This window comes from uncultured Ilumatobacter sp. (assembly GCF_963980585.1).
GTDB lineage: Bacteria > Actinomycetota > Acidimicrobiia > Acidimicrobiales > Ilumatobacteraceae > Ilumatobacter_A.
On sequence record NZ_CAXCAM010000003.1, the window covers coordinates 86185 to 110351 of the forward strand.

Here is a 24167-nt window from a genome sequence, read left to right on the forward strand (position 1 = left end):
ACGCGACGACGGCCGCCCGATCCGGTCGTACGATGATGAGATGTCACTGCGCTCGACTCACATCGACCGGATGCGAAACGGCAGCTTCGACACCCTGATCATCGGTGGCGGCATCAACGGTGCGGTCACTGCCGCGTCGCTCGCCGGTCGCGGGGCGAACGTTGCCCTCGTCGATCGCGGCGACTTCGCCAGCTTCACCAGCCAGGCTTCGTCCAACCTCGTCTGGGGTGGGTTCAAATACTTGGAGAACTACGAGCTGTGGCTCGTGTTCAAGCTGTGCCGCTCACGCAACCGGCTGATGAAGGCGTACCGCGACAACATCAAACAGATCGGGTTCTACGCAGCACTCGACGAAAAGGGTCCGTACAAGCCCTGGTTTGCGGCGTTCGGAGCACTCGGCTACTGGATCATTGGACTGTTCGGCACCAGTCGCCCACGTTTGCTGAGCCGAGACGACATCGAAACCGAAGAACCGGCGATCAACACCGAACATGTTGCCGGCGGCATCGATTACCACGACGGAATCCTGGTCGACAACGACGCTCGGTTCGTCTTCAACTTCGTCCGCTCTGCGATCGAGGCGGGCGCAACGGCGGCCAACTACGTCGAGATGGTGTCAGCCACCCGATCAGACGACAAGTGGACGGCAACACTGCGGTGCGTCGACACGGGCGAAGAGTTCACGACGACGACAAGCACGATCGTGAACGCTGCCGGGCCGTTTGTCGACGAAACAAATCAGCAGTGGGGGCTCACGACCGAGCACCGCATCGTCTACTCGAAGGGCATCCATCTCGTGGTTCCCCGGCTGACGACGAACAACCACCACAAGGTGCTGGCGTTCTACGACGACACCGAGCGACTCTTCTATGTGATTCCGATGGGTCGCCGGTCGGTGATCGGCACGACCGACACACGCGTCGACACGCCATACACCGCAGTTGACGATGCCGACATCGATTTCCTGCTCGACCAGATCAATGCCCGCATGGATCTCCCTGCACCGCTCACCCGGCAGGACATCATCGCCGAGCGCTCTGGCGTACGACCACTTGTCGTCAATGCCGGCAAAGGCGACCAGAAGGACGTCGACTGGACCAAGCTCAGTCGCAAACATGCCGTCGAGGTGGACCGCACCGAGCGAGTTGTCACGATTTTCGGCGGCAAGCTCACCGACTGCCTCAACGTGGGTGAAGAAGTCGCCGCCGAGATCGAGTCGCTCGGTGTCCCGCTCGAACGCGACCTCCACAACTGGTACGGCGAGCCTGCCAAGGCAACCCGCAAGGAATTCTTCCGCCAGGCCCGGCTGATGCGTCTCGACGACCTGCGCGAGAAGCCCGATACCGAACCGCTGAGCGAACGGCTGTGGCGCCGATACGGCCGCCGGGCATTTGCCATGCTCGAAGAGATCCGTCAAGACCCGCGCATGGCCGAGGACATCATGGGTTCGGCTGACTATCTGCGGGCCGAGCTGTACTCTGCCGCCGAGTCCGAGATGATTACCCGCCTCGAAGACTTCATGCGTCGCCGCTCCAAGATCGAGCTGGTGGTCCATGACGACGACATCAATACCTCTGCGGGCCTCCGCGAAGTCGCCGAAATTCTGTTTGGCGACGACGCCGATCATCGCTTGGCCGAGTACTTCGGCGGAGCTGACAAGGTGCCGACTGCTGTCCGCAACGGCCCGACCCCTGCCGACGTCCTTGCCTGAGATCGCACGATGCTGAGGTGGCTGCGGCAGCTGTTCAACACGTCACCTCTCGAGTTTGATGAATCGTGGCGTCCTGAACTCGTCTCGGGTTTTCAACACTGGTCACTTCTGAGCCAGGCCGAACTCGATCGCATGGAGATGCTCGTCACGCGCTTCATGGCCACGATCGACTGGGAGGCGGCCAACGGATTCGAGCTGACCGAACAGATCAAGGTCCTGATTGCCGCCCAGGCTTCGATGCTGTTGCTCGGCCTCGACCTCGACGGCTACGACGATGTCACCTCGGTCATCGTCCATCCGGCAAACGTGAGGCTGCGTGGCAATCGGCCGAGCGGGGGCGGCACGTTCTCATCGGCGCCGATCGTCATCTCTGGCCAAGCTCACTACCAAGGCCCGGTGCTGCTGTCATGGGCCGCTGCTCGGCGCGGTGCACGGTTCCCAGAGCACGGCCACAACGTCGTTTATCACGAGTTCGCACATCGTCTCGACATGCTGGACGGCGTCACCGACGGCACCCCGCCGCTCGAGGATGCGGCCGCCATGGCTCGCTGGACCGCAGTATGCACGGCGGCGTACGACGAAGTCCGGGCCCAGGGCTCACCCGTATTGCGGCCATACGCGGGAACCAACCCCGCAGAATTCTTTGCGGTCGCGACTGAGGTGTTCTTCAACCAACCGCACGAACTGTGCGAGCACGAACCTGCCTTGTACGGCGAGTTGCGATCGTTCTACGGGCAGGACCCCGCAGCCCGTATCTCTCGGCCGCGCCGCCATCACCAGCACGGTTGAGCCACGCGCTCGACCCACCGGCCACCTGTTCCGCTTTTGACCGAGGATGAGCGGGACAGGTGTAGCGTCCGGCGGCGATGAACGAGTACGCCAATGCCTCCACCACGCTCCCGACGCAGCAGCTGTACATCGGCGGCAGGTACGTAGACGCGACGTCAGGTGAGACCTTTGAGACGATCAACCCCGCCACGAACCAGGTGATCTGCGAGGTGCAGCAGGCAAGCCAAGGTGACGTCGACGACGCCGTGGCTGCCGCGCAGGCAGGTTTCGCTGTCTGGTCGGCGATGCCGGCAATGGAGCGCACGCGCATCATGCTCAAGGCGGTGGAGATCCTCCGAGAACGCAACGACGAGATCGCACATCTCGAAACACTCGATTCGGGCAAGCCGTTGTCGGAGACGACCACGGTCGACATCGTCAGCGGCGCCGACCAGATCGAGTACTACGCCGGCCTCATCTCGATGCTGCACGGCCAACACTTCGACTTCCCTCCCAACGGCTTCGCATCGGTCAAGCGCGAACCGCTCGGCGTCTGTGCAGGGATCGGCGCATGGAACTACCCCGTACAGATTGCGATGTGGAAGTCGGCGCCCGCTCTTGCATGCGGTAACTCCTTCATCTTCAAGCCGGCCGAGCTGACGCCGTTGACGGCGCTCAAGCTCGCCGAGGTCTACACCGCGGCCGGGCTGCCCGACGGCGTGTTCAACGTGGTGCAAGGCGATTACCGCGTCGGTCAGATGCTGTCGCGCCATGAGTCCATCGCGAAAATTTCGCTGACCGGTGAGGTCGGCACCGGCAAGAAAGTGATGGCAGATGCCGCCACCACGCTGAAGGGCGTCACGCTCGAACTCGGCGGCAAGAGCCCGATCATCGTGTTCGACGACGCTGACCTTGACAACGCGGTCAACGCAACGCTTGTGGCCAACTTCTACTCGGCCGGCGAGGTCTGCTCAAACGGCACGCGGGTGTTCGTGCAGCGGGGCCTCTACGAAGCCTTCGTGGCCAAGCTCGGCCCTCGTACCGAAGCGTTGAAGATCGGCGACCCGTTCGATCCCGACGTGATGGTGGGCCCACTGATCAGCCGCGAGCACCACAGCAAGGTGATGGGCTACATGGACGCCGCACTGGCGAGCACAGCGCGCCACGTCTGTGGCGGTTCGGTGCCCGACGATGTCGCACTTGCTCACGGCAACTATGTGACACCGGCGATCTTTGCTGACTGCGACGACGAGATGTCGTTCGTCAGGGAAGAGGTCTTCGGGCCGCTGATGTCGGTGCTCCCATTCGACGACGAGGACGAAGTACTCCACCGCGCAAACGACACCAACTACGGCCTCTCAGGTGCGGTGTTCACGCGTGACTTCGCTCGGGCTCACCGCGTCGCCAACGCCATCGAGGCAGGCAACGTCTGGATCAACAGCTATAACGATCTGCCGCCGTCGATTCCCTTCGGTGGCTACAAGCAGTCTGGCTACGGCCGCGAGAACGGGCTGGTGACGTTGGACCACTTCACCCAGTGGAAGACGATCTACGCCAACCTCGGCGATTTCGAGGCGTACTACTGAAGCCCGCGGCACAACACCATGGCTGAGCTGGCGTTTTGTGCGTTCAGTAACTCTGTGACAGTGCTCGTGCAGAGTGGGAACCATGAAGAACGCCCGCACGAACACCAGCACCGCACACCAACTCACCCTGCTGCCCGATCTCGCTCCTGCCCCGAACGTCAGTGCCCGCTTCCTCTTGAGCCACGACACCCGTGAGCTTGGCATGCGTCAGGTCGCCGAGATTCGCCACATGCTGGCCGAGCGCAAGGCTGCTCGCGAGTCCGCCAACGTCCTCACGCTGCCCGCCCGCACAGACCGCGCTGCCTAAGCCGGTTGACATGGCGACCGAGCGCTGACGAACTGCAAGCATGCCGAGTATCTTGATTCGAGATTTGGCAACCGGAGCCCATGCTGTGCTGAGTCACCGGGGTGCATCAGCCAGCGTTGGGTGCCAGGTCTCTCACCGCTTGCCAGTGATCGAGATCCGGGTCAAGGGGCAGAATAGAGAGCGAGCTTGTGGTCACGCCGTTGTCGAAGTACGACTGGATCTGAGCCCGACACGCCTCAGGCGAACCGTGCACGATCAGCTCATCCACCACTGAGTCAGGAATCTCGGCCAGGGCAGCTTTGCGGTCTCCCGCCTTCCATGCGTCCCACATACCCTGCAACTCTTCGCCGCGGCCGAGCCAATCGTGGAACGCTGCATAGACCGGCACGTTCAAGTACGCAGCAATTGCGAACTTCGCCGCGGCGCGCACCACCTCGGTGTTCTCGCTCGGGCAGCAGAAGATGCGGGCCACAATCTCGCGATCATCGCCGCCCGCGGCATCGGTAACGATCGGTACGACCTTGGCGACATCGTCGGCAGACAGCCAGTTGATGATCGCCCCATCGCCCTCGCGACCGGCAAGCCGCAACATGCCTTCGCGCAGCGCGGCGACGAGCACGGGCGGCTTGTGCTCGGGTTGGATGGCCAGCCGGAATCCGTTGATCTCGAACGTGTCGTAGCTCTTCTTGATCTTCTCGCCCTCGAGAGCGTCTTTGATGAAGCGGACAACGTCGCGGACTTTCTTGTACGGCTCCTCGAAGGGCACACCGTTCCAGCGCTCGACGATCACATTGCTCGACGAACCGATCCCGATCGCAAATCGCCCCGGCGCGGCATCGGCCAGCGAAGCAACGCTCTGCACGAAACAAGCAGGTGAGCGGGTGTAGGCCGGAACGATTGCCGTACCGAGCCGCAACCGGGGCTCCCACGCTGCGGCGAGTGCCAGAGGCGTGAACGCATCAGCCCCGTCTGCCTCAGCAGACCAAATGTCGGTATAGCCCATGTCGGCGAGCTCACTGAGCTTCTCGGCGTGCGAGTGCAGTGGGCCGGGAAGCGGAACGGACATGCCTGGTCGTTGTGGAAGCGCCATCGGGCGACCTTACGCAGCGCGCCACGCTCAGAGCGAAGGCTCAACCATCATCGCCTCGACGACCTCAGGCCTTCGAGAGGCGAACAATCACACTCTGACTGGCCGTGGCGAGCAACGTGCCGTCCTCGGCGAACATGTGCACCAACCCGTGGCCAAAGCCGCGTTCCACTGCATGGACGCGAATATCCATCAGCACCCACTCCGTCGGCACCATCCGACAGACTCGCAGTGTGTTGTCCAGGCTGTTGCCACCGCCGCGAACACCCAGCGCCTGGCCGACGCCGCTCGGAACGAAGTCGCCGAGCACAGCGAGTGTCGTGGCATCCATCCCGGTGATGACGTCAGGGATCCGCGCCCACAACAGATACTGCCCGTCGCTCGGCTCGCCGAGTTCCTGCAAAGCGAGGTCGTCGTACGCCCGACCCTTCACCATGCGCTGATCGAGTCGCTCGTTGATCGTGCCCGACCAGTCAGAGTGATGGGTGCGCTGCGGGTAGCTCAGCGGGTCGCCAACGCCTTCTGGCATCTGTTCCCACTGCCCGGCATGCTCCATTGGACGATCACCGAGCGCAGCATTGACGGTCAAGATCTCACGATCGGCAACGTGACAGACCGCTCGAGCCTGGGTGATCTGATGACCTTCGACCGCAATGGTCACGTCGACATCAACGACCTCTCCCGGCTTGGCGTATGACAGGTACTGGGCTGTTGCCCAGACGCACTCGCGGCCCGACGTCCCTTCGAGCGCCGAGATCGCCGCACCCAGACCAGACCCGCCGAACATGAAACCTCCGGTCGTCGAAATCCCTGACGTGACCGGCAGCTTCCATCGAAATCGATTGTGCGTCGCTTCGAGCCCGATGAAGTTGCGTGAGTCCATGCGGTGGCCAGCGTAGATGCTCGAATCTGCGCGGAATTCCTGGCCCAGGCAAGCGCCTGATGCCTGCGTCATCCGCAGGGTGGCGAGGCGGAGCGAACAATGAGCAAGGCACACGTGAATTGCGAGTTCATCGGCGGGTCGCCAACGACATACAGTCAGCCCATGAAGGTTGCACTGACGGTCAATGATTTCTTAAGTCGCGCCGAGCGGGTCTACCCCGATCGCATTGCGGTGGTCGATGAACCCGATCAACCCGCCGAGTCATGGGGCGCGATCAGCTATCGCGAGATGGCCGAGCGCGCCCGTGCGATGGCTGCAGGTTTGGATGCCCTCGGCATTCAGCAGGGCGAACGCATTGCGATGGTCAGCCACAACTCGGCGCGCCTGTTAACCGCGCTGTTCGGCGTGTCCGGTTCGGGCCGTGTGCTCGTTCCTGTCAACTTCCGCCTCGTCGCGGCAGAGATCAGTTACATCGTTGAGCACTCCGGCGCACGCGTTCTTCTCATCGACCCCGAGCTCGAAGAGGCCCTCGCTGACGTTGAGTGCGAGCACAAGATGATCATTGGCGCCGAGAGCGACGCCATCCTGATGAAGTTCGGCGTTGAGCCCGAGCCGTGGGAACCCGACGAGGGCGCCACTGCGACCATCAACTACACCTCAGGTACCACCGCTCGCCCGAAGGGCGTGCAGCTCACCCATCGCAACGTGTGGATCAACGCATCAACGTTTGGCTGGCACATGCAGGTCTCGGACCGTGACGTGTATCTCCACACGCTCCCCCAATTCCACTGCAACGGTTGGGGCATGCTCTACGCCGTCAGCGGGATGGGAGGCAAGCACGTCATCATCCGCAAGATCGACGGCCACGAGATCCTGCGCCGCGTCGAAGAACATGGCGTCACGTTGATCTGCTGTGCACCGGCCGTCCTCAGCGCAATCATCGACGCAGCTGCCGAACTCGCAGCCGAGGGCAAGCCGATTCCCGGTCGAGACCAGGTCCGTATCGTCGTTGCCGGCGCTCCCCCGCCGACGACCACAATCGAGCGGACCGAGACGGACCTCGGCTGGGAGTTTGTTCAGATCTACGGCCTCACCGAGACCGCACCGTTGATCACGATCAACCGCAACCGCGCGGAGTTTGACAACCTGTCGCCAACCGAACGCGCCGTCAAGCTCAGCCGGGCTGGTGCGCCGTCGATCGGCACGACGATGGACGTCGACGAGCACGGTGAAATCATGGCGCGCAGCAACACGATTATGGAGGGGTATTGGCAGCAGCCGGATCAAACCGCGATGGCAATCCGCGATGGCTTCTTCCACACCGGTGACGGCGGCATCGTCGATGACGACAACTACATCGTCATCTCCGACCGCAAGAAGGACGTCATCATTTCGGGCGGCGAAAACGTTTCGTCGATTGAGGTCGAGGACGCGCTGTTCCAGCATCCCGAGATCACCGAGGTTGCTGTCATCGGCATCCCGGATGAGAAGTGGGGCGAGCTCGTCACGGCTCTGGTTGTGACGACCCCGGAGAGCAACGTGACTGAAGCCGAGGTCATCGCGTTCTGCAAGGAGCGACTCGCCGGCTACAAGTGTCCGAAGAAGATCGAGTTCCGCGATGAACTGGCCCGCACGGCCACCGGCAAGCTCCAAAAGTTCAAGCTGCGCGAACCCTTCTGGGAAGGCACCACGAGACAGATCAACTGACGCGGACGACTTGGTGCCTGGCACCAAGTCGTCTCACTCGAGGGTGGCGTAGGTGGTGCTGCGGTCGTCGGTCGTGCCGGCGGTGGCGACACACTCAGATAGATCGACCAGGTACTGATCGATCACTCCGGTGTTGGTGTTACTCACGGTTGAGTGAAGGTTGTCGGGCGGGGTCTGACGGTCGTGGTACCAACCACGCTCGAGTAGCGCATCGCCGAGTGCGAACATGTCGATGCCGCTGTCGGGTTCAGCAGCCATTGCAACGAGGTGGAACTGCCCTTCGCCGAGCACTCGCACTCCGTCGACCGCCATGATCCCGGCCCGCATCAAGTCCGCGTTGACCAACGTCTGTTGCGTGAGGTCGATGTAGCCGTCGACGCCGAGGTGCTGCATGACAGCCCACGCACACGCCATCGGCAGACCCGAACGGGTGCCCTGCATGTTCGGCGACGCATAGAATCCACCCAGCCAGTCGTCGAACACGAACGTCTGGTACTTGCGGGACTCCTTCGTGTTGTGGAGGATGACCGACACACCCTTCGGCGCGTAGCCCAGCTTGTGAATGTCCGCAGAAATCGTGGTCACCCCGTCAACCCGAAAGTCCCACGGCAGAACGTCGCGCCCGATTCGCTCGGCGAACGGCAGCACGAAGCCGCCCATGCAGGCGTCGACATGGCAGTTTGCACCAACTGATTTCGCCAGGGCTGCAATCGATGGAATGTCATCCTGCACGCCTTGTGGGTACTGAGGCGCTGACCCGACGACGAGCACCGTGTTGTCGTTGACCATCGACGCCATCGCTTCGACGTTCGCCGTGTAGTCCTCACGCACGGGCGCTTTGTGCACCGTGAGGCCGAAGTTGTCAGCCGCCTTGTGAAATGCAGCATGCGCACTCTCCGAAAGCACCATCTCCGGTTCGGTGATGTTGCGCTCGGCGAGCCCGCGCTTGCGGGCAGCGAGCACACCGCAAAGGATCGACTCAGTGCCACCGCTCGTCAGGAACCCTGCTGTGTTTTCGTCGCCATTGAGAAGGTCGGCCGTCCAGCCGACCACGTCGGACTGGATCTGTCGCAACGATGGAAATGCTTGCGTGTTCAACGCGTTCTCGTGGAGATACAGCCGTGCGGCCTGCTCGGCGACTTCGTGTACCGATGGACCGCCGTCATAGACCATGCCGAAGGTCTTGCCGTCGGACCACTTCACGTCGCCCGATCGCTTGTCGGTGAGCTCGGCGATCACTTCGTCGACCGGTCGTCCTTGCTGTCCCAGCGCTGCCATGCCATCAGTGTCGCGCACTCATCAGAGCGCACCGTTGACGAGCGACTCAGTGACGGCGGGGTCGGGACCAGGTGTCACTCGACTTGAAATGAGTGATTCAGGTGACGGTGACTGTGGGTCGTTCAGCGACGCGCTGCTCGAGGCGGCGGTCGGTGTCAACAGCAACACGATGCATGACGCGCCGATACGTCGGGTAGTCAGCGACCGCGTAGTGCTGCGAACCCCGGTTGTCCCAGATTGCAATCGTGTCCGGCCTCCACCGCAGCCTGACCTGATGGTCGGGCCGGTTGATCGCATCGAGCAGATAGTTGACGATGCGTTGGGATTCACCAGCGCCCGTCCCCATGATCCATCGCGAGTTCGACTCGCTGACGTTGATGTAGGGCCGCCCGGTGACCGGGTGATGCGAGACGATCGGCCACACTGCCGAGCCTGCCGACACCATCATGTCGGTGATCCCTTGGTTGCCAGCGGACTCATACGCCCCGTTTCGAAACTGCCCAGGGTCGTGGCAGATCTGCATGCCTTCGAGATCACTTCGAAAGCCCGGATCGAGTGAGTCGTAGACCGAGTACATGCTTGCCCAGAGCGTGTCGCCGCCGACTGGCGGAACGATCACTGCCTTGAGAATCGAGGCGAACGGCGGCTTCTCTCGAAAGGTCATGTCGCTGTGCCACTCCGAGGCGTCAGGCCGATCGCCTGGCTGCCAGTCGAGCACTGCCACATCGCCATGTTCGGGCAGTGTGTTGTAGCTGTGGTGCCGGGGAGCCAAATCACCGAGCAGTTGCCCGAGCCGCACATGCATCTCTGGCGTCAGTGGCTGGTTGCGAAAGAAGAGCACCTGGTGATCGATCAAGGCGTCGTAGATCGACTCGACGGTGGCCGCGGCCAACTCCTCATCACCGCCAAGCTCCAACCCCAGATCGAGGTCACGCACTTCGGCGCCCAGCGCTGGCGACCAACGTTCCACGCTCAGTTTCCTCATTTGTTGACCGTACCTCTGGCGCTGACGCGAGGGTGACGCGATCACCCTCGCGCTTTGTTAGGCGACCTTGACACTTTCGGACAAGGGCTGTCTACACTCCAGGCGATGAGAACTCGTGGCGCCCTCGCCCTGCGTGCCATTGCGATCGTTGCGGCCTGCGCAGTGAGCGCTTCAGCCTGCGGCGGCGACGACGCCGATGTCACCATCTATTCAGGTCGCACCGACCGGTTGATTCAGCCGATTCTGGACGATTTCGAAGAGGCCAGTGGCCTCAGCGTCGAGGTGAAGTACGGCAACTCGGCCGACCTTGCCCTGCTGATTGAAGAGGAAGCAGCGTCGGGTGGATCGAAGGCCGACGTCTTCCTGTCCCAAAGCCCTGGCTCGATCGGGTTCCTCGAGCAGAACGATCGACTCGCCGAACTCCCCGCTGCAACATTGGCACTGGTCCCGCCGTCGGTCAGCGACGATGGCGGCAAGTGGGTCGGATTCTCAGGCCGACAACGCGTCCTGGTCTACAACACCGACCAGGTCGACCCTGCCGACCTACCGGACAGCGTCTTTGCACTGACCGACCCGGAGTGGTCGGGGCGTGTCGGCGTCGCCCCGAGCAACGGGTCGTTCCAAGATTTCGTCACCGCGATGCGCGTGACCGAAGGTGACGACGTCACCGCTGAATGGCTTGCCGACCTCAAGACCAACGACCCGAAGATCTACGCGAACAACAACGCCATTGTTCAGGCCGTTGGCCGCGGCGAGGTCGAGGTCGGCCTGGTCAATCACTATTACAACTACCGCGCCGTGGCTGAAGACCCGAATCAACCATCAGCCAACCACAACTTCGCCCCCGATGACCCCGGTTCGCTCCTCATCGTCACGGGCGCCGCGATCCTTGCTACCGACGACGCCGAAGAGTTCGCTGCGGGCACGCAACTGATCGATTTCCTGTTGAGTAGTGCTGGTCAGCAGTACTTCGCCACGGAGACATTCGAGTACCCACTCGCCGCTGGCGAAGAACCGGCGGGGGGCGTGCCACCGATCGACTTCGCTGACGTGGGCGGCATTGCTTACGAATTGCTCGGCGGCGGCCTCGGACAAACTCGAGTGCTCATCACCGACGCCGGCTTCGACGGCTGACCACTCCGCTGCCCTGATGACCGACGCTGCCCTGGCACCGTCCCGGCCTCGACCGGGCGCCAGACAGCGCACGACAACGGGCTGGGTCACTCCGAGTCGGTTGATCGGCCTCGCAATCGGCGCACTCTTTGCTGGTCCGGCGGCCTTCGTCGTTTGGCGCACGATTCGGCTCGGCGGTGACCTCGGTGACGTCCTGTCCGAGGTGCCCGCACCGCTGTGGCGCACGATCCAACTGTCGGTTCTCGTGTCCACATCGACCGCCGTCCTCGGCACGGGACTCGCCTGGCTGACCACGCGCACCGACCTTCCCGGTCGCCGACTCTGGCGCATCGCTCTTGTCCTGCCGCTCGTGCTGCCGTCGTTCGTCGGCGCAGCGGCTTTCATTGCCGGGCTAGCTCCGGGCGGGGTGCTCTACGATGCGCTGACCGCCGTCGGCATCACTCCCCCCAGCAGATTTCGCGGCCTCGGAGCATCGTGGCTCGTTCTCACCGCCTTCACCTATCCCTATGTGTACCTGCCCGTTGCGGCACGACTGCTCAGGCTGCGTTCGAGTCTCGAAGAGAGCGGCCGCATGCTTGGCCTGTCGTCGACCGCCACGTTCTTCAAGGTCACGCTGCCACAGCTCCGCACCGCGGTCTTCGGCGGGGCACTGCTCGTCTTTCTGTACACCCTCAGCGAATTCGGCGCCGTCCAGCTTCTTGGCTACGACACCCTGACGCGCGTCATCTTCGCCAGCCGCCAGACCAACCGGGCATTGTCGTTCGCCGCCGCTTCCGTCGTGCTCGTGCTCGCACTTGGCGTCGTTGCACTCGAACGATCCCAGCGTGGGGTTTCACGGCCCGACGACCGAGCGTCGATGCTGACTCGCCACCCGACCCACCTGCGGTGGGGCACCGTCCCTGCGCTGGCGGCGTGCACGCTGGTTCTCTCGGTCGGGCTCCTCGTGCCAGTCGCCAGCCTGGCCACGTGGGCACAACGCGGCCTCGCCGACGGCCGCGTCGGATTCGGCGAGTTGGTACAGCCTGCAATGAGCACCGCCATTGTGGCCATCGCTGCCGCGATCGCGGCAACGGTCATCGTCCTCCCGATCGCGTTGGCCACCACTCGTCGTCCTCACCGATCGTCGGATATCGCCGCGGTCTCGGTCGTTGTTGGCTTCGCCATCCCCGGCCTCGTGCTCGCCCTCGCCCTCGCCGTCCTCACCCTCAACACGCCGGCCCTTGACCGGCTGTACCAGACCACAGCCCTGCTGATCCTTGCGTACGTGATTCACTTCGGAAGCCAAGCCCTCGCCAGTTCGGAATCCGCCGCGCGCTCCGTTCCGAACTCGTTGCGCGAATCCAGTCGGCTCCTCGAGCCCAATCCCGTGCGCCGCTTCTTGACTGTCGACTTTCCACTGATGCGGCCGGGCCTCGTCGCTGGCGCCGGACTGGTCCTGCTGTCGACCGTCAAAGAGTTGCCAGCCACGCTGTTGTTGTCGCCCCCGGACTTCTCAACGCTGTCGACCGAAATCTGGTCGGCGTACGAAGAAGGCTTCTACGCAGCGGCCGGTCTGGCCTCGTTGGTGTTGATCGGGGTGTCGGCGGTGTTGACCTGGGTACTCGTACTACGAGGGAGTGACGTTGTCAGAAAGTGAAGCCCCTGCCGCGCCCGACACGGCAGCGACACCATCTGCCGCCCAGTTAGCCTCAACACGAATGACGAGCGGATTCGACGCCTTCACTGGCGCAGCGGTCACGATGCGCGAGGTCTCGGTGACCTACAGGGCCGGCGGTGGCGACAACGTCGTCGCGGTCGAACGAGCAGATCTCAATGTGGAGCCGGGCTCAATCGTTGCGCTCCTTGGACCATCCGGTTGCGGCAAGACGTCCCTCCTCCGCGCGATCGCCGGCCTCGAAGAGCCATCGTCCGGCGAGGTTGTCATTGGCGGGCGCACCGCCAGCGCCTGTCCAGATCCTGCGTCGTCGACCAAGCGCACGTGGGTCCAACCCGAACAGCGCGATGTCGGCATGGTTTTCCAGGACGGAGCGCTCTTCCCGCACCTCAGTGTCCGCCAGAACATCGTGTTCGGACTCCGAGCAACTCGCAAGAAGTTCAGCAAACCGGAGATCGCTGCTCGCGTTGCCGAGTTGCTCGAACTCGTCGATCTCGCCGACTACGGCAACCGGATGCCCGGCACATTGTCCGGCGGCCAGCAGCAGCGCGTGGCGCTCGCTCGCTCGCTCGCACCGCAGCCAAAGGTCCTGCTCCTCGACGAACCGTTCTCCGCGCTCGACACCGCCCTGCGCGTTCAGGTGCGTGCCGAGGTCGCCCGTATCCTCCGCGACATTGGTGTCACCACCATTTTTGTCACTCACGACCAGGACGAAGCCTTCGTACTTGGCGACAAGGTCGCGGTCATGCAGAACGGACGCATCGAGCAGTTCGGCACGCCTGATGAGCTGTACCGGTCGCCGCGCACACCGTGGGTCGCCGGGTTCGTCGGCGAGGCCAACTTCGTCGTCGGAACCGTGACCGATGAAGCGGCCGCGGAGGTCGCCGCCACGCCCATCGGCGTGATCTCGATCGATGATCACCGCACTGACCCGACCGAGAGCCAGGTGCAGGTCCTCGTCCGTCCGGAACAGATTGCCCTTGCTGCATGGAGCGACGCCGACGACCGCCCGGTCGGCGAGGCAGCGACGGTCGCCGCCGTCGAGTACTACGGCCACGATGTCCGGTACGAACTCGAACTTGATGACGGCACCACGTTGGCAGCACGCACGCACTCGACGGAGCTGTTCGCCCGCGGCGACCGAGTCGTCGCCACGTTCCAACGTCGGCAGCGCAACTCACAATCTGCGGCATTCTCGATTGGACGCCCGCGTCCCGCCGACGACCGTTGACCAACGGCTCTGAGCCTGGGGGTCAGCCACCCGCATAAACTCCGACTGTGACCGCCGCACTGCAGCTCGCCGACCTCCGCATCTTCACCGAACCGCAGCAGGGAGCGTCCTATGACGACCTGCTCGCCGTCGCCCTGCGCGCCGAAGAACTCGGCTTCGGCGCATTCTTCCGGAGCGATCACTACCTCACCATGGGCGTGGGTGATGGCCTCCCGGGACCGACCGATGCCTGGGTGGCGCTCGCTGGTCTCGCCCGAGACACCTCAACGATACGACTCGGCACGCTCGTCTCATCTGCCACGTTTCGCCTCCCAGGACCACTCGCCGTCAGCGTCGCCCAGGTCGATCAGATGTCGGGCGGACGGGTCGATTTTGGACTCGGCGCCGGGTGGTTCGCTGCCGAGCACGAAGCGTATGGCATCCCCTTTCCCAAGCTTGGCGAACGGTTCGATCGCCTCGAAGAACAGCTCGACATCATCACGGGAATGTGGGCCACGCCTGTTGGTGAGACCTACGACAATCCCGGTGGGCACTACCCCGTCGTCAATTCGCCTGCGTTGCCGAAGCCGCATGCCGGGCCGCCCCCGATCATCATCGGCGGCGGCGGTCCGAAGCGCACGCCCGCACTCGCGGCCAAGTTCGCAGCAGAGTTCAACACGCCGTTCGTCAGCCGCGAGTTCTTCACTCAGCAGCGCGGACGGGTCCGCGCTGCCTGCGAGACAATCGATCGCGACCCCAACGATCTCGTGTACTCCGCCGCCCTCATCGTGTGCTGCGGTGCCAACGAGGCCGAAGTTGCTCGACGAGCAGCCAGTATCGGACGAGAGCCGAGCGAGCTGCGCGAAAATGGGCTCGCCGGCACGCCGGGCGAGGTAGCTGAACGCATCCGTTCGTGGCGCGATGCCGGCGCTGAGCGGATCTACCTGCAGATGATGGACCTTGACGACCTCGACCATCTCAACCTGATCGCCCACGATGTCGCCACCCAGCTGAACTGAACCGGACCGAGTCGAGAACACCATGAACGAAACCACCATTTTCCCCGCCCGCACCATCGTGACGATGGACCCAAGCCAGCCCACTGTCGAGGCAGTTGCCGTACGCGACGGCAAGGTCCTCGCTGCCGGCTCGCTCGACGAGTGCGCCAGCTGGGGTCCACACACTGTCGATGACCGTTTCGCGGATCACGTCCTGACTCCCGGAATGATCGAGGCTCACGCGCACACCTTTGAAGGGGCGTTCGGCTTGCTGCCCTACGCCGGATGGTTCCCCCGACACCGTCCGGACGGCAGCACCGCTCCCGGCGTGAAGACCTATGACGACCTGCTCAATCTGCTTCGACGACTCGATCAGGAAACCCAAGGGTCGCAGGAACCCATCGTGGTCTGGGGTTTCGATCCGATCTACTTCGTCGACGAGGAACGCTTGACTCGCGACCATCTGGACCGAGCGTCGACGGAGCGGCCCATCTTCGTCTTCCACGCCAGTGCGCATCTCGCCACGGTCAACTCCGCGATGCTCACTCGTCACGAGGTCACTCGCGAGACCCAGACGGTGGGGGTCGCTCGCGATGGGAACGGTGAGCCCAACGGTGAACTGCAGGAAATGCCCGCCATCGCTCTTGCCACATCAGCGATCCACATGATCATGCGGATGATGGGCGATCCGGAGGCCATCCGCACGCTGGGCCAGATGTGCGCGAACACCGGTATCACCTCACTCGTCGACCTCGGCGCCAGTGGCGTCACGCGCCCCGAGGGCCAGGACGTTTGGCACCAAGTCGTCACCGACGAGTTTCCTGCCCGCATCCACCAACGACACCTCATCGGCATGATGCCAGGGTTGAACGACTGGGGAGCGGCTGCGGATCAAGTCAAGGCCTTCGAGCTTGACGACACCGCTCGACTCCGGACCGCCGGATTGAAGATCGTGCTCGATGGATCGATCCAGGGCTTTACCGCCAAGATGAAGTGGCCGGGCTACTACTCCCCCGACGGGATTTCACCGACCGACCACGGTGTCTGGATGGTGCCGCCGGAGCAACTGCTGGAGATGGTCCGCCCCTTCCACGAACGCCGTATCAACACCCACGTGCACTGCAACGGAGACCTCACGATCGATCTCTGGATCGACGTTGTTGAGCAGTTGCTCCTCGAATCGGCCTGGCTCGATCACCGCTACACCGTGCAACACAGCCAGCTCACGAGTGCTGCTCAGTACCGCCGGATGGCGAAGCTGGGCATGTGCGCCAACATTTTCTCCAATCACATCTGGTACTGGGGTGATCAGCACCACGACATCACGGTTGGTCCGGAACGGGCGCGGCGAATGGAAGCATGCCGAACGGCCGAAGAAGCCGGCGTGTCGTTCTCGCTCCACACCGACGCAAGCGTCACGCCGCTTGGCCATCTCCACACGATGTGGTGTGCCGTCAACCGCGTCACCCCGTCCGGTCGGGTGCTCAGCGAGCATGAGCGCATCTCAGCGCAGTCCGCACTCCACGCCGTCACCACGGGTGCTGCATACCAGCTCCACGCCGACGACGAGTTCGGCAGCATCGAGTGCGGCAAGGCCGCCGACTTCACGGTGCTCGAAGACAACCCACTCACCGTCGACCCGATGAGCATCAAGGACATCGGAGTCTGGGGCACCATCGTCGGCGGCACTGCCAACGAAGCCGCCCACCCCGGCGCCTAATCACCACCACCCGCGTTCAGCCGACAGCGGCGTCGAATCGTGCGGTGAGCGCATGGGGGTCGAACTCGCCGCTGACGGCAATTGCCTCGAGCCGGCTCCCCTCGACACCGCTGGCGCTCGGAGCGGCCGACGTGGTGGGACCCACCACCTGTACGAGCAGCTGCTGCTCGCCGGTATCGATCCACCCCTTGAGCCGCAGGAGTCCAAGCGGCAGGTCAGCCAGCAAGCTGTCGACGCTCGCTGCGGGGATCACGCCGCCGATCCACGACCATCGGACATATCGATCGTCGTGTTCAGCAGACGCCATGTCGAGTCGCTCCGATGGTCGCAGGCCGAGCACGACATCAACCGGCAGATCGCTGCCATCAACTGGCGCTGACTGGGCAATCGACTCGATGACGGTGCACGCTGCCCGGCGCTCCGAACCAGAGCACAGATCCGCCTTCGTCAGCACGATCAGATCCGCTCCGGCGAGCTGACGCTCAACCTCCCCGCCGACGTACTTGTCGACGAGCTGGCGACGAATCGAGTCCGCAGCTGCGAGCACGATCACACCGCCCGAATCGAAGCCCGCCGACGTCCCCCACGCCGCAGCCACGGCCGGATCAGCCACCCCACTCGCCTCGATCACGATGTGGTCCGGCGGTTCGTCCGCGTCGCGCAACGAGATGAGCGTCTCAAACAGATCACCGCCGAGTGTGCAACAGACGCATCCGTTTGGAAGGTTGATGACCCCGGTGTCGCTGGCCGCCGCAAGAAGTTCCGCGTCGATGCCGATGGCACCGAAGTCGTTGACGATCACGCCGAGTCGGCGCCCGTCCGGATTCTGCAGCAGCCGATTGAGGAGCGTCGTCTTTCCCGCACCGAGGTACCCGCCGATGACCGTGATCGGAATCGCAGGTCGATGCTGAAAATGAGCCGCCGATGCCACGACACCATGTTGGCACCCACCGACATGAAACGATCACCTGATGGGGAACGACCACGTCAACACTGGACCACTGGCTGGCATCAAGGTGGTCGACATGTCCGTCATGATCGCCGGCCCGTTGGCAGCCATGATGCTCGCTGACCAGGGTGCTGACGTTGTCAAGGTTGAGTCCCCCGGCATGGGCGACATGATGCGTCACCTCGGCTCGTCGAAGAACGGAATGACGGGCATCTACGTCAACAACAACCGCGGGAAGCGGTCACTTGTCATCGACGTGAAACAGGAGGCCGGCCTTGACGCCATGCGTCGACTGATCGCTGACGCCGACATCTTGATCCAGAACTTCCGACCCGGTGCGATGGACCGCATGGGTCTGGGTTGGGAGGCGATGCACGAACTCAACCCTCAGCTGATCTACACCTCAATCTCGGGATATGGGTCAGACGGCCCGAGCAGTGGCCGTCGCGCCTACGACAACGTGATCCAGGCGGCGTCTGGCCTGGCGAGCGTGCAGGCCCATCCGGCAACGGGTACGCCAGAATTGTTCCGCACGTTGGTCTGCGACAAGGCCACTGCGTACACCGCAACGCAGGCCATCACTGCAGCGTTGTTCGCCCGTGCAACCGGCACCGCCATCGGCCAGCACATCGAACTCGCCATGCTCGACACCGCCATCGCATTCATGTGGCCCGACTCGGCCATGGATGCTGTGCTCCTCGACGACGACGCAACGCGGGCACCGACGATTGCGTCGGTCTACAACACGGTGGCATTGGCCGACGGGTACGCCGCAACCAGCGTCGTGACCGAGTCCGAGTTCCGCGGCCAGTGCAACACATTTGGACTCCCGGATCTCGCTGATGATCCTCGGTTCGCCGACGCGAATCTGCGAAGGACGAACCGCCGGGAATTGAACGCCGAACTCAAGGAAGCCGCGGCGGGCACCACGGTTGCACAGTTCGCCGAGCGATCGGCTCAATTCGACCTGCCGGGCGCAACGGTGAGCACCCTCGACGAGTTGCCGACCGATCCACAGGTCACCCACAACGGCATCTTCATCGAGCGTGAACATCCCGTTGCTGGCCAGGTCCGTGAGCCGCGCGCTGCTGCGCGATTCTCCGAGACTCCTCAGCGGGTGAGCGATCATGCGCCCACATTCGGTCAGCACTCTGACGAAATCGCCTCAGAGTTGGGCCTCGACGCTGCGGAACTCCGCGCCGCCGGGGTCATCTTCTGATTGCGAACCGCCTGCTTTCCTGAGCGTGGCGCCGTCAACCTGAAATGAAGCCCGCGGCCTCGAACGCTCGGTTGATGATCGACTCCAAGCGCGGCGTGTCATCCGGGTACGGCCCGGCGACAGTGATGGCCCAGGTGACTCCGTCGCCACGATCGAGGACCATCGCGTGGGTGTTCTCGATCGTGCCCGTGTGGCCGTAGCGGCCATCACCATAGGAAATGACGCCAAGGCCATATCCCCGTTGCCCATACTGGGCTCCGGTCGGTGTCTCCATCAACAGCACCATCTCTGGTTCGAGCGGCTTGAAGCCGGGCGTCGAGTGGTCGAGCGAGTCGAGGATGGTCACGAGGTCAGACGGCGTTGCGATCCAACTCCCCGCAGCTCCCAAAGTCTCCATGTAGTTCCGGCCTTCGGTGGTGGCGTGGAGTACCTCCTGCGGGCCAGGGTCGAACGTGTTCGCCAAGCGCAAACCCGACAGTCCGAGCGGCGTCAGCACCTGTTCGTACGCGGCGCTCACATAACTGCCGCCAGTGAGCGCTTCGATGAGGACCCCTGCGACGCAGTAGTTCATGTTGCTGTAGTTGTACCCACCACCGCCTGCGCCTCGCTGCACACCGGTGCGCGCCGCATCATCGCAACTGTCCGCCCCGGTGCGAAAGAACTGGTTGTCGTACTTCGAGAAGCCCGACGTGTGGCTCAGGAGCTGTCTGACCGTGAGTCCACGGACACCGTTCGACGGCGTGACACCAAGGTGGTCGGCGATCCGCTGACCGACCTCCTCGTCAAGCCCGACGACACCTTCTTCAACCAACTGCAACAGGGTGATCGCTGTAATCGTCTTCGAGATACTGGCGATCCGAAAGCGATCCTGGGTGTCGGTGATATCAGTGTTGAACTGGGGTGATCGTTGGCCGAGACCCCGAGCATGTACCACATCACCTCCGATCAGCACAGCGACAGATGCAGCCGAATTCCCATTTCGAAGGAGCGCCGCGTCAAGGTTCGCATCAAAAGCGGCCCAGCCCGTGGGCTGCCCACTGCCGGCATCATCGAGACCGGGCCCTGACGGCGGAGCATCCTCGGCGACCCGCACCTCAAAGGGTCGCAGTGGCTCCACTTCAAACGTCGGATCATCCGTTGCAAACCCTTCGAGCAACGTTGCATCAACCACTGACGTCACTGACGTCGCTCGCGTCTCAGGATCGTCAGTGGTGACGACCGGTGCTGCGAGTGCACCGTCAGTGGTCGGCGCAGCGTCGCTGTCAACAACCACGGTCGTCTCGCTCGCCCGATCGGTCGGCGGCACTGACACCACGATGGCGTTCGCGTCAGATTCTCCAGCGGACGGCGGCGTCCGGCTCGTCGGGTCGGTGTCGGCGCACGCTGCGACCGTCAATGCAGCAGCACCCAGTGCCGCAACACATCGCCTCGATCCGGTCCACCGCACCCGCCCATGATGACCGCCCGGCGCGCCGGAGTGGTGGCAACACCCCAGGTGTGCTCAGGCGTCGTCGAGTGGCGGCGGCGGCGTTCTGTACGTGCCGTCGGCGAATCCGCCGAGGAGCAACGCGTTGTCCATGATCGTGGCAATTTCTGGGGTCGACGCCGGGTATTCGCCGCTGATGGTGACAGCCCAGGTGATGCCGGCGGGGCGGCGTACGAACATGGCGTGCGTGCTCTCCAAGGTTCCGGTGTGACCGAACGTCGCATCCGCAGTGCCTCCGGTCGGTGGTGCGTCAAAGATCCGTAGACCCATGCCGTAGCCCTGCGTTGGCGGCGCCGGCTCGCTCGTGGTGGTCGGCGCCGGCTGACCGGCAGCCTCGTCGTCGTCAGATGGTGGTGTGACCGTGATCGTTGCCATCATCTCGAGCGTGGCGGGCTCGAGCACCTTGGTCCCCGGCGTCGACGCGTCCAGCGAGTTGAGGATCGTGACGAGGTCGGTCGGGGCGGCGAGCCAAGCACCGGCACCGGCGAGCACTTCCATGTAGTTCCGACCCTCAGCCGATTCGTGTTCGACATCACCGGGCTCGAGGTCGAACGTGCCAGCAGTGCGCATCGACGTGATCGCCAACGGAGTCAGGACCTCTTCTTGCACGACCTGCGCATACGGTGCGCCGGTCACCTGTTCGATCAGGATGCCGAGCACACAAAAGTTCATGTTGCTGTACTGAAACGACGTGCCGGCAACCGACTGGAGCGAACGCGTGAAGCCGGCTCGCGCTGCGTCCGGACACGATGCGACCTCGTTCCGGAAGAAGAGATTCTCGTACTGCGGGAAGCCTGAGCGATGCGTCAACAGGTGACGAAGAGTGATTGCCTCGATGCCACGGGTCGGATTCGACACGTCGAGCCGCGTTGCGAGTAACGACCCAATCGGCGCGTCGAGTTCAAGCACTCCGTCCTCGACAAGTTCGAGGGCCGTGACAGCGAGGATGGTCTTGCTGATACTTGCAACGCGGAATTGGTCAGAAGGTTCCGCCGCCTCGCCAGCGATGCGACGGCCGTACGCCGCCTGGTGCTGGAGTTCGCCGTTGCGGAGCACAGCGACGGACGCTGCCGCCGAGCCTCCACGAATGAGCGTGACCTCGAGGTACTGGTCGACTGCTGCCCAGCCGCTCAGCGGCACAACGCTGCCCACCGGCGTTGGCACCTCGGTCGCTGCCGCAGCGTTCGGGACCGACGTTGTGGACGTGGTCGCCGGCGCGCTCGATGTCGGAGCCTTGGTCGTGCTGGGCGCCGAAGTCGGACTCGACGTCACCTCGACGAAAGCTGGACCGGCACCCGACTGGACTTCCGCGGTTGTACATGCGGACGCAGCGACCGCAAGGCCGACCACCACGGCGCCAGCGAGCTTCATGGGTCGTCGACTCCGCCACTGCTGCACCTTCCAATGATGGCCGACATCACGGCGCACCAGGCGGCAACGCCGTACATCCCCGTCAGCGCTCCATGACGCAGCGCTCAGCGCGCTGGCTGGGGCAGTTCTTGTTCGAGCGTGAGCACCGGCGCAAAGAGATCGCCGCCGTCGCCAACTCGGCGCAGGACATCGCCCGCTTCGAAGCGCAACTCGACGTCGCCGTCTGCGCCATTGCTCACCTCATCCCACGTCAGCGGCGTCGACACGGTCGGTGCCGGTCGCGCTCTCAGCGAGTACGGCGCAATGGTGGTCTTGTGGTGAGCGTTCTGGCTCCAGTCGACGAAGACCTTGCCCGGCCGAGCGTCTTTGGCCATCACGGTGGTGACGCCGAGCGGCGTTGACGTGTCGTGAGCGAACTGCCGTTCCATGACCTGCCCAACGGCCAGTGCGAAGTTTGCCGCGCCTTCGTGGGTGGCGCCTGGAGTGTTCAGCGGCACATACATTTGCATCCCCTTCGAGCCAGATGTCTTGCACCAGGCCCGCAGGCCCACGCTGTCGAGGACCGCAGCGACGCCAAGCGCCACCTGGCAGCACTCGCTGACTCCGGTGTCAGGTCCCGGATCGAAGTCGAAGACCAGCGCGCGCGGCGTGTCGAGATCATTGGCCAACGCCATCGGTGCGTGCAATTCGATTGCCGCAAGGTTCGCCGCCCACACCATCGCAGCGGTCTCCTCGATACGGCAATAGTGGATGCCCCCGCGACGATCTCCTGGCCCCAAGGCCGTCTGCATCCAATCGGGGCGGTGCTGTGCACATTGCTTCTCGAAGAAGCCGTCCGCATCCGTTCCATCTGGGAACCGACGGAACGTGATGCATCGACCGGCCACATGAGGCACCGCGATCGGTGCGATCCGGGCGTAGTAGTCGACGACCTCGGCCTTGGTAAATCCTGACGGGTACAGCACCTTGTCGAGATTGGTCAACCGCACCCTGCGGCCCTCGATGTCGACCTCGATCGGCGCCGTCATCGGTCAGGCTGATTTCTTCGCCCCGGCCTTGGCCCTACTCTTCTTGGCGACCTGCTTGACGGTGGTCTTCTGCGCAACCTGTTTGGCCGCCTGCTTCTTCGCACCCGCACGCTTGGGCGCCGACTTCTTGGCGGCTGGCTGCTTCGCGCGCGGCTTGACGACACGCTTCTTCGCAGCGGATTTCTTGGCGGCGGCGGCGATGTCTGCCTTCGTTGAAACGCTCATCGGCAGGTCTCCGGTGGGATGCCGAGCCCGGGATTCCTTCGCAGCGGCGACGCTTGCCTCCAGGGCAGCCATGATGTCGACGACGTTGGGTTTCTCAGCAGCTGTCTCGGGCACCTCCCACTCCTCGCCATCGGCCTTCATTTGGATGAGGGCCATCACCTGCTCGCGATATTCATCGTGATACTTGTGCGGTTCGAAGTCGGAGCTGAGTGACGCGACCAGCGATTCAGCCATCATCACTTCGCGGCCGTTCACTTCGACGTCATCCAGGCCCTGGAGCTCTTCGATGTCGGCCGGGTCAACCACTTCGTCTGCGTATGCGAGCGACGACATCACGAGGCGGCCCTCCTCGGCGCGAATCGCGGCGGTGTACTGCTTGTTGCGCATGACGAAGCGCCCAATGGCGACCTTGCCACTCTGCTCCATTGCGCGGGCAAGCAAGACGTAGGGCTTCGGCACCCCGTCTGGCGCCAGGTGATAGGCGGTGTCGAAGTACACGGGGTCGATCTCTGCAAGGTCGACGAACTCTTCGAGGTCGATCGACTTGGTCGCCACCGGCATGAAGGGTTCGAGCTCATCCGGGTCGACCACCACGTAGCGGCCCTTGGCCACTTCGTACCCTTTGACGATGTGTTCCTCAGTGACTTCGTCGCCGGTTTCCGCGTTGACCTTGCGATAGCGAATCCGGGCCATGTTGCGTTCGTCGAGCTGATTGAACGAGACATTCTGTTTGCGCACTGCGTGGAAGAGTTTGACGGGGATCGCGATCAATCCGAACGAAATCGTTCCGCTCCACACCGGCCTGGCCATGGCGCCAGTGTTGCACAGCAGTGGCCCACCTCGTCGTGAACAGGAACCGAG

General features: G+C 63.5%; 21 protein-coding genes. 12 read left to right on the forward strand and 9 right to left on the reverse strand.

What is annotated here, in order from left to right; all coding sequences use genetic code 11:
- Positions 1–40 precede the first annotated feature (40 nt).
- The 4 genes from ACH2DW_RS01915 (at position 41) to ACH2DW_RS01930 (ending at position 4372) form a co-directional block, all read left to right on the forward strand.
- Positions 41–1711, forward strand: a complete 1671-nt coding sequence (locus tag ACH2DW_RS01915; RefSeq protein ID WP_394928020.1) for an FAD-dependent oxidoreductase — start codon at positions 41–43, stop codon at positions 1709–1711.
- Positions 1712–1720: 9 nt separating this feature from the next.
- Positions 1721–2500 carry a zinc-dependent peptidase gene (locus ACH2DW_RS01920; protein WP_394928021.1) on the forward strand — a complete coding sequence of 260 codons (780 nt, stop codon included), beginning with the start codon at positions 1721–1723 and terminating at the stop codon, positions 2498–2500.
- A 77-nt stretch (positions 2501–2577) separates the two neighbouring features.
- The gene (gene betB / locus ACH2DW_RS01925) at positions 2578–4065 is read left to right on the forward strand and encodes a betaine-aldehyde dehydrogenase (RefSeq protein ID WP_394928022.1); all 1488 of its coding nucleotides are present in this window, start codon (positions 2578–2580) and stop codon (positions 4063–4065) included.
- Between the two features lie 82 nt (positions 4066–4147).
- Complete coding sequence (locus ACH2DW_RS01930; protein WP_394928023.1) at positions 4148–4372, forward strand: hypothetical protein; 225 nt, start codon at positions 4148–4150, stop codon at positions 4370–4372.
- Positions 4373–4478: 106 nt separating this feature from the next.
- Here the strand turns inward: ACH2DW_RS01930 and ACH2DW_RS01935 are convergent, their stop codons facing one another.
- Together ACH2DW_RS01935 and ACH2DW_RS01940 are read right to left on the reverse strand one after the other, a co-directional pair.
- Positions 4479–5462: an LLM class F420-dependent oxidoreductase gene (locus ACH2DW_RS01935; RefSeq protein ID WP_394928024.1), complete on the reverse strand. Its 984-nt coding sequence runs from the start codon at positions 5460–5462 to the stop codon at positions 4479–4481.
- 64 nt (positions 5463–5526) lie between these two features.
- Positions 5527–6342: an acyl-CoA thioesterase gene (locus tag ACH2DW_RS01940; protein ID WP_394928025.1), complete on the reverse strand. Its 816-nt coding sequence runs from the start codon at positions 6340–6342 to the stop codon at positions 5527–5529.
- A 162-nt stretch (positions 6343–6504) separates the two neighbouring features.
- On the opposite strand from ACH2DW_RS01940, the gene ACH2DW_RS01945 reads away from it, so the two are divergent.
- Positions 6505–8049, forward strand: a complete 1545-nt coding sequence (locus ACH2DW_RS01945; protein WP_394928026.1) for an AMP-binding protein — start codon at positions 6505–6507, stop codon at positions 8047–8049.
- Between the two features lie 33 nt (positions 8050–8082).
- On the opposite strand, the gene ACH2DW_RS01950 is transcribed toward ACH2DW_RS01945, so the two are convergent.
- Both ACH2DW_RS01950 and ACH2DW_RS01955 read right to left on the reverse strand, forming a co-directional pair.
- A complete protein-coding gene (locus tag ACH2DW_RS01950; RefSeq protein WP_394928027.1) occupies positions 8083–9327 on the reverse strand; it encodes a pyridoxal phosphate-dependent decarboxylase family protein in 1245 nt (414 codons plus the stop codon).
- Between the two features lie 97 nt (positions 9328–9424).
- A complete protein-coding gene (locus ACH2DW_RS01955) occupies positions 9425–10312 on the reverse strand; it encodes a TauD/TfdA dioxygenase family protein (protein WP_394928028.1) in 888 nt (295 codons plus the stop codon).
- Positions 10313–10417: 105 nt separating this feature from the next.
- Here ACH2DW_RS01955 and ACH2DW_RS01960 point away from each other — a divergent pair, with 105 nt between their 5' ends.
- The 5 genes from ACH2DW_RS01960 (at position 10418) to ACH2DW_RS01980 (ending at position 17028) form a co-directional block, all read left to right on the forward strand.
- A complete protein-coding gene (locus ACH2DW_RS01960; protein ID WP_394928029.1) occupies positions 10418–11446 on the forward strand; it encodes an extracellular solute-binding protein in 1029 nt (342 codons plus the stop codon).
- A gap of 16 nt (positions 11447–11462) precedes the next feature.
- Complete coding sequence (locus tag ACH2DW_RS01965) at positions 11463–13082, forward strand: ABC transporter permease (protein ID WP_394928030.1); 1620 nt, start codon at positions 11463–11465, stop codon at positions 13080–13082.
- A gap of 61 nt (positions 13083–13143) precedes the next feature.
- Entirely contained in the window at positions 13144–14331 is a 1188-nt protein-coding gene (locus ACH2DW_RS01970; RefSeq protein WP_394928031.1) for an ABC transporter ATP-binding protein, read from the forward strand.
- A gap of 47 nt (positions 14332–14378) precedes the next feature.
- Positions 14379–15329 carry an LLM class F420-dependent oxidoreductase gene (locus ACH2DW_RS01975; RefSeq protein WP_394928032.1) on the forward strand — a complete coding sequence of 317 codons (951 nt, stop codon included), beginning with the start codon at positions 14379–14381 and terminating at the stop codon, positions 15327–15329.
- A 22-nt stretch (positions 15330–15351) separates the two neighbouring features.
- Positions 15352–17028 carry an amidohydrolase gene (locus ACH2DW_RS01980; protein ID WP_394928033.1) on the forward strand — a complete coding sequence of 559 codons (1677 nt, stop codon included), beginning with the start codon at positions 15352–15354 and terminating at the stop codon, positions 17026–17028.
- Between the two features lie 16 nt (positions 17029–17044).
- On the opposite strand, the gene ACH2DW_RS01985 is transcribed toward ACH2DW_RS01980, so the two are convergent.
- A complete protein-coding gene (locus ACH2DW_RS01985; protein WP_394928034.1) occupies positions 17045–17959 on the reverse strand; it encodes a CobW family GTP-binding protein in 915 nt (304 codons plus the stop codon).
- 40 nt (positions 17960–17999) lie between these two features.
- Here ACH2DW_RS01985 and ACH2DW_RS01990 point away from each other — a divergent pair, with 40 nt between their 5' ends.
- Positions 18000–19196, forward strand: a complete 1197-nt coding sequence (locus ACH2DW_RS01990) for a CaiB/BaiF CoA transferase family protein (protein ID WP_394928035.1) — start codon at positions 18000–18002, stop codon at positions 19194–19196.
- A gap of 34 nt (positions 19197–19230) precedes the next feature.
- Here the strand turns inward: ACH2DW_RS01990 and ACH2DW_RS01995 are convergent, their stop codons facing one another.
- Together ACH2DW_RS01995 and ACH2DW_RS02000 are read right to left on the reverse strand one after the other, a co-directional pair.
- A complete protein-coding gene (locus ACH2DW_RS01995; RefSeq protein WP_394928036.1) occupies positions 19231–20643 on the reverse strand; it encodes a serine hydrolase domain-containing protein in 1413 nt (470 codons plus the stop codon).
- 54 nt (positions 20644–20697) lie between these two features.
- Complete coding sequence (locus tag ACH2DW_RS02000) at positions 20698–21738, reverse strand: serine hydrolase domain-containing protein (protein WP_394928037.1); 1041 nt, start codon at positions 21736–21738, stop codon at positions 20698–20700.
- A 31-nt stretch (positions 21739–21769) separates the two neighbouring features.
- On the opposite strand from ACH2DW_RS02000, the gene ACH2DW_RS02005 reads away from it, so the two are divergent.
- Positions 21770–22090 (forward strand): hypothetical protein, encoded by a 321-nt coding sequence (locus ACH2DW_RS02005; protein ID WP_394928038.1) that lies wholly within the window; start codon positions 21770–21772, stop codon positions 22088–22090.
- A gap of 67 nt (positions 22091–22157) precedes the next feature.
- On the opposite strand, the gene ligD is transcribed toward ACH2DW_RS02005, so the two are convergent.
- Together ligD and ACH2DW_RS02015 are read right to left on the reverse strand one after the other, a co-directional pair.
- Complete coding sequence (gene ligD / locus ACH2DW_RS02010) at positions 22158–23081, reverse strand: non-homologous end-joining DNA ligase (RefSeq protein WP_394928039.1); 924 nt, start codon at positions 23079–23081, stop codon at positions 22158–22160.
- A gap of 3 nt (positions 23082–23084) precedes the next feature.
- Positions 23085–24116: a Ku protein gene (locus tag ACH2DW_RS02015; protein ID WP_394928040.1), complete on the reverse strand. Its 1032-nt coding sequence runs from the start codon at positions 24114–24116 to the stop codon at positions 23085–23087.
- Between the last annotated feature and the right edge of the window lie 51 nt (positions 24117–24167).

What these genes read in the sequence shown, in the direction of transcription:
- ACH2DW_RS01990 (WP_394928035.1), top strand. Translation starts at nt 18,000, where the DNA reads ATGGGGAACGACCACGTCAACACTGGACCACTGGCTGGCATCAAGGTG.
- ACH2DW_RS01915 (WP_394928020.1), top strand. Translation starts at nt 41, where the DNA reads ATGTCACTGCGCTCGACTCACATCGACCGGATGCGAAACGGCAGCTTC.
- ACH2DW_RS02005 (WP_394928038.1), top strand. Translation starts at nt 21,770, where the DNA reads ATGAGCGTGACCTCGAGGTACTGGTCGACTGCTGCCCAGCCGCTCAGC.
- ACH2DW_RS01955 (WP_394928028.1), bottom strand. Translation starts at nt 10,312, where the DNA reads ATGAGGAAACTGAGCGTGGAACGTTGGTCGCCAGCGCTGGGCGCCGAA.
- ACH2DW_RS01965 (WP_394928030.1), top strand. Translation starts at nt 11,463, where the DNA reads ATGACCGACGCTGCCCTGGCACCGTCCCGGCCTCGACCGGGCGCCAGA.
- ACH2DW_RS01970 (WP_394928031.1), top strand. Translation starts at nt 13,144, where the DNA reads ATGACGAGCGGATTCGACGCCTTCACTGGCGCAGCGGTCACGATGCGC.
- ACH2DW_RS01930 (WP_394928023.1), top strand. Translation starts at nt 4,148, where the DNA reads ATGAAGAACGCCCGCACGAACACCAGCACCGCACACCAACTCACCCTG.
- ACH2DW_RS01960 (WP_394928029.1), top strand. Translation starts at nt 10,418, where the DNA reads ATGAGAACTCGTGGCGCCCTCGCCCTGCGTGCCATTGCGATCGTTGCG.
- betB (WP_394928022.1), top strand. Translation starts at nt 2,578, where the DNA reads ATGAACGAGTACGCCAATGCCTCCACCACGCTCCCGACGCAGCAGCTG.
- ACH2DW_RS01940 (WP_394928025.1), bottom strand. Translation starts at nt 6,342, where the DNA reads ATGGACTCACGCAACTTCATCGGGCTCGAAGCGACGCACAATCGATTT.
- ACH2DW_RS01920 (WP_394928021.1), top strand. Translation starts at nt 1,721, where the DNA reads ATGCTGAGGTGGCTGCGGCAGCTGTTCAACACGTCACCTCTCGAGTTT.
- ACH2DW_RS01945 (WP_394928026.1), top strand. Translation starts at nt 6,505, where the DNA reads ATGAAGGTTGCACTGACGGTCAATGATTTCTTAAGTCGCGCCGAGCGG.
- ACH2DW_RS01935 (WP_394928024.1), bottom strand. Translation starts at nt 5,462, where the DNA reads ATGGCGCTTCCACAACGACCAGGCATGTCCGTTCCGCTTCCCGGCCCA.
- ACH2DW_RS01950 (WP_394928027.1), bottom strand. Translation starts at nt 9,327, where the DNA reads ATGGCAGCGCTGGGACAGCAAGGACGACCGGTCGACGAAGTGATCGCC.
- ACH2DW_RS02015 (WP_394928040.1), bottom strand. Translation starts at nt 24,116, where the DNA reads ATGGCCAGGCCGGTGTGGAGCGGAACGATTTCGTTCGGATTGATCGCG.
- ACH2DW_RS01980 (WP_394928033.1), top strand. Translation starts at nt 15,352, where the DNA reads ATGAACGAAACCACCATTTTCCCCGCCCGCACCATCGTGACGATGGAC.
- ligD (WP_394928039.1), bottom strand. Translation starts at nt 23,081, where the DNA reads ATGACGGCGCCGATCGAGGTCGACATCGAGGGCCGCAGGGTGCGGTTG.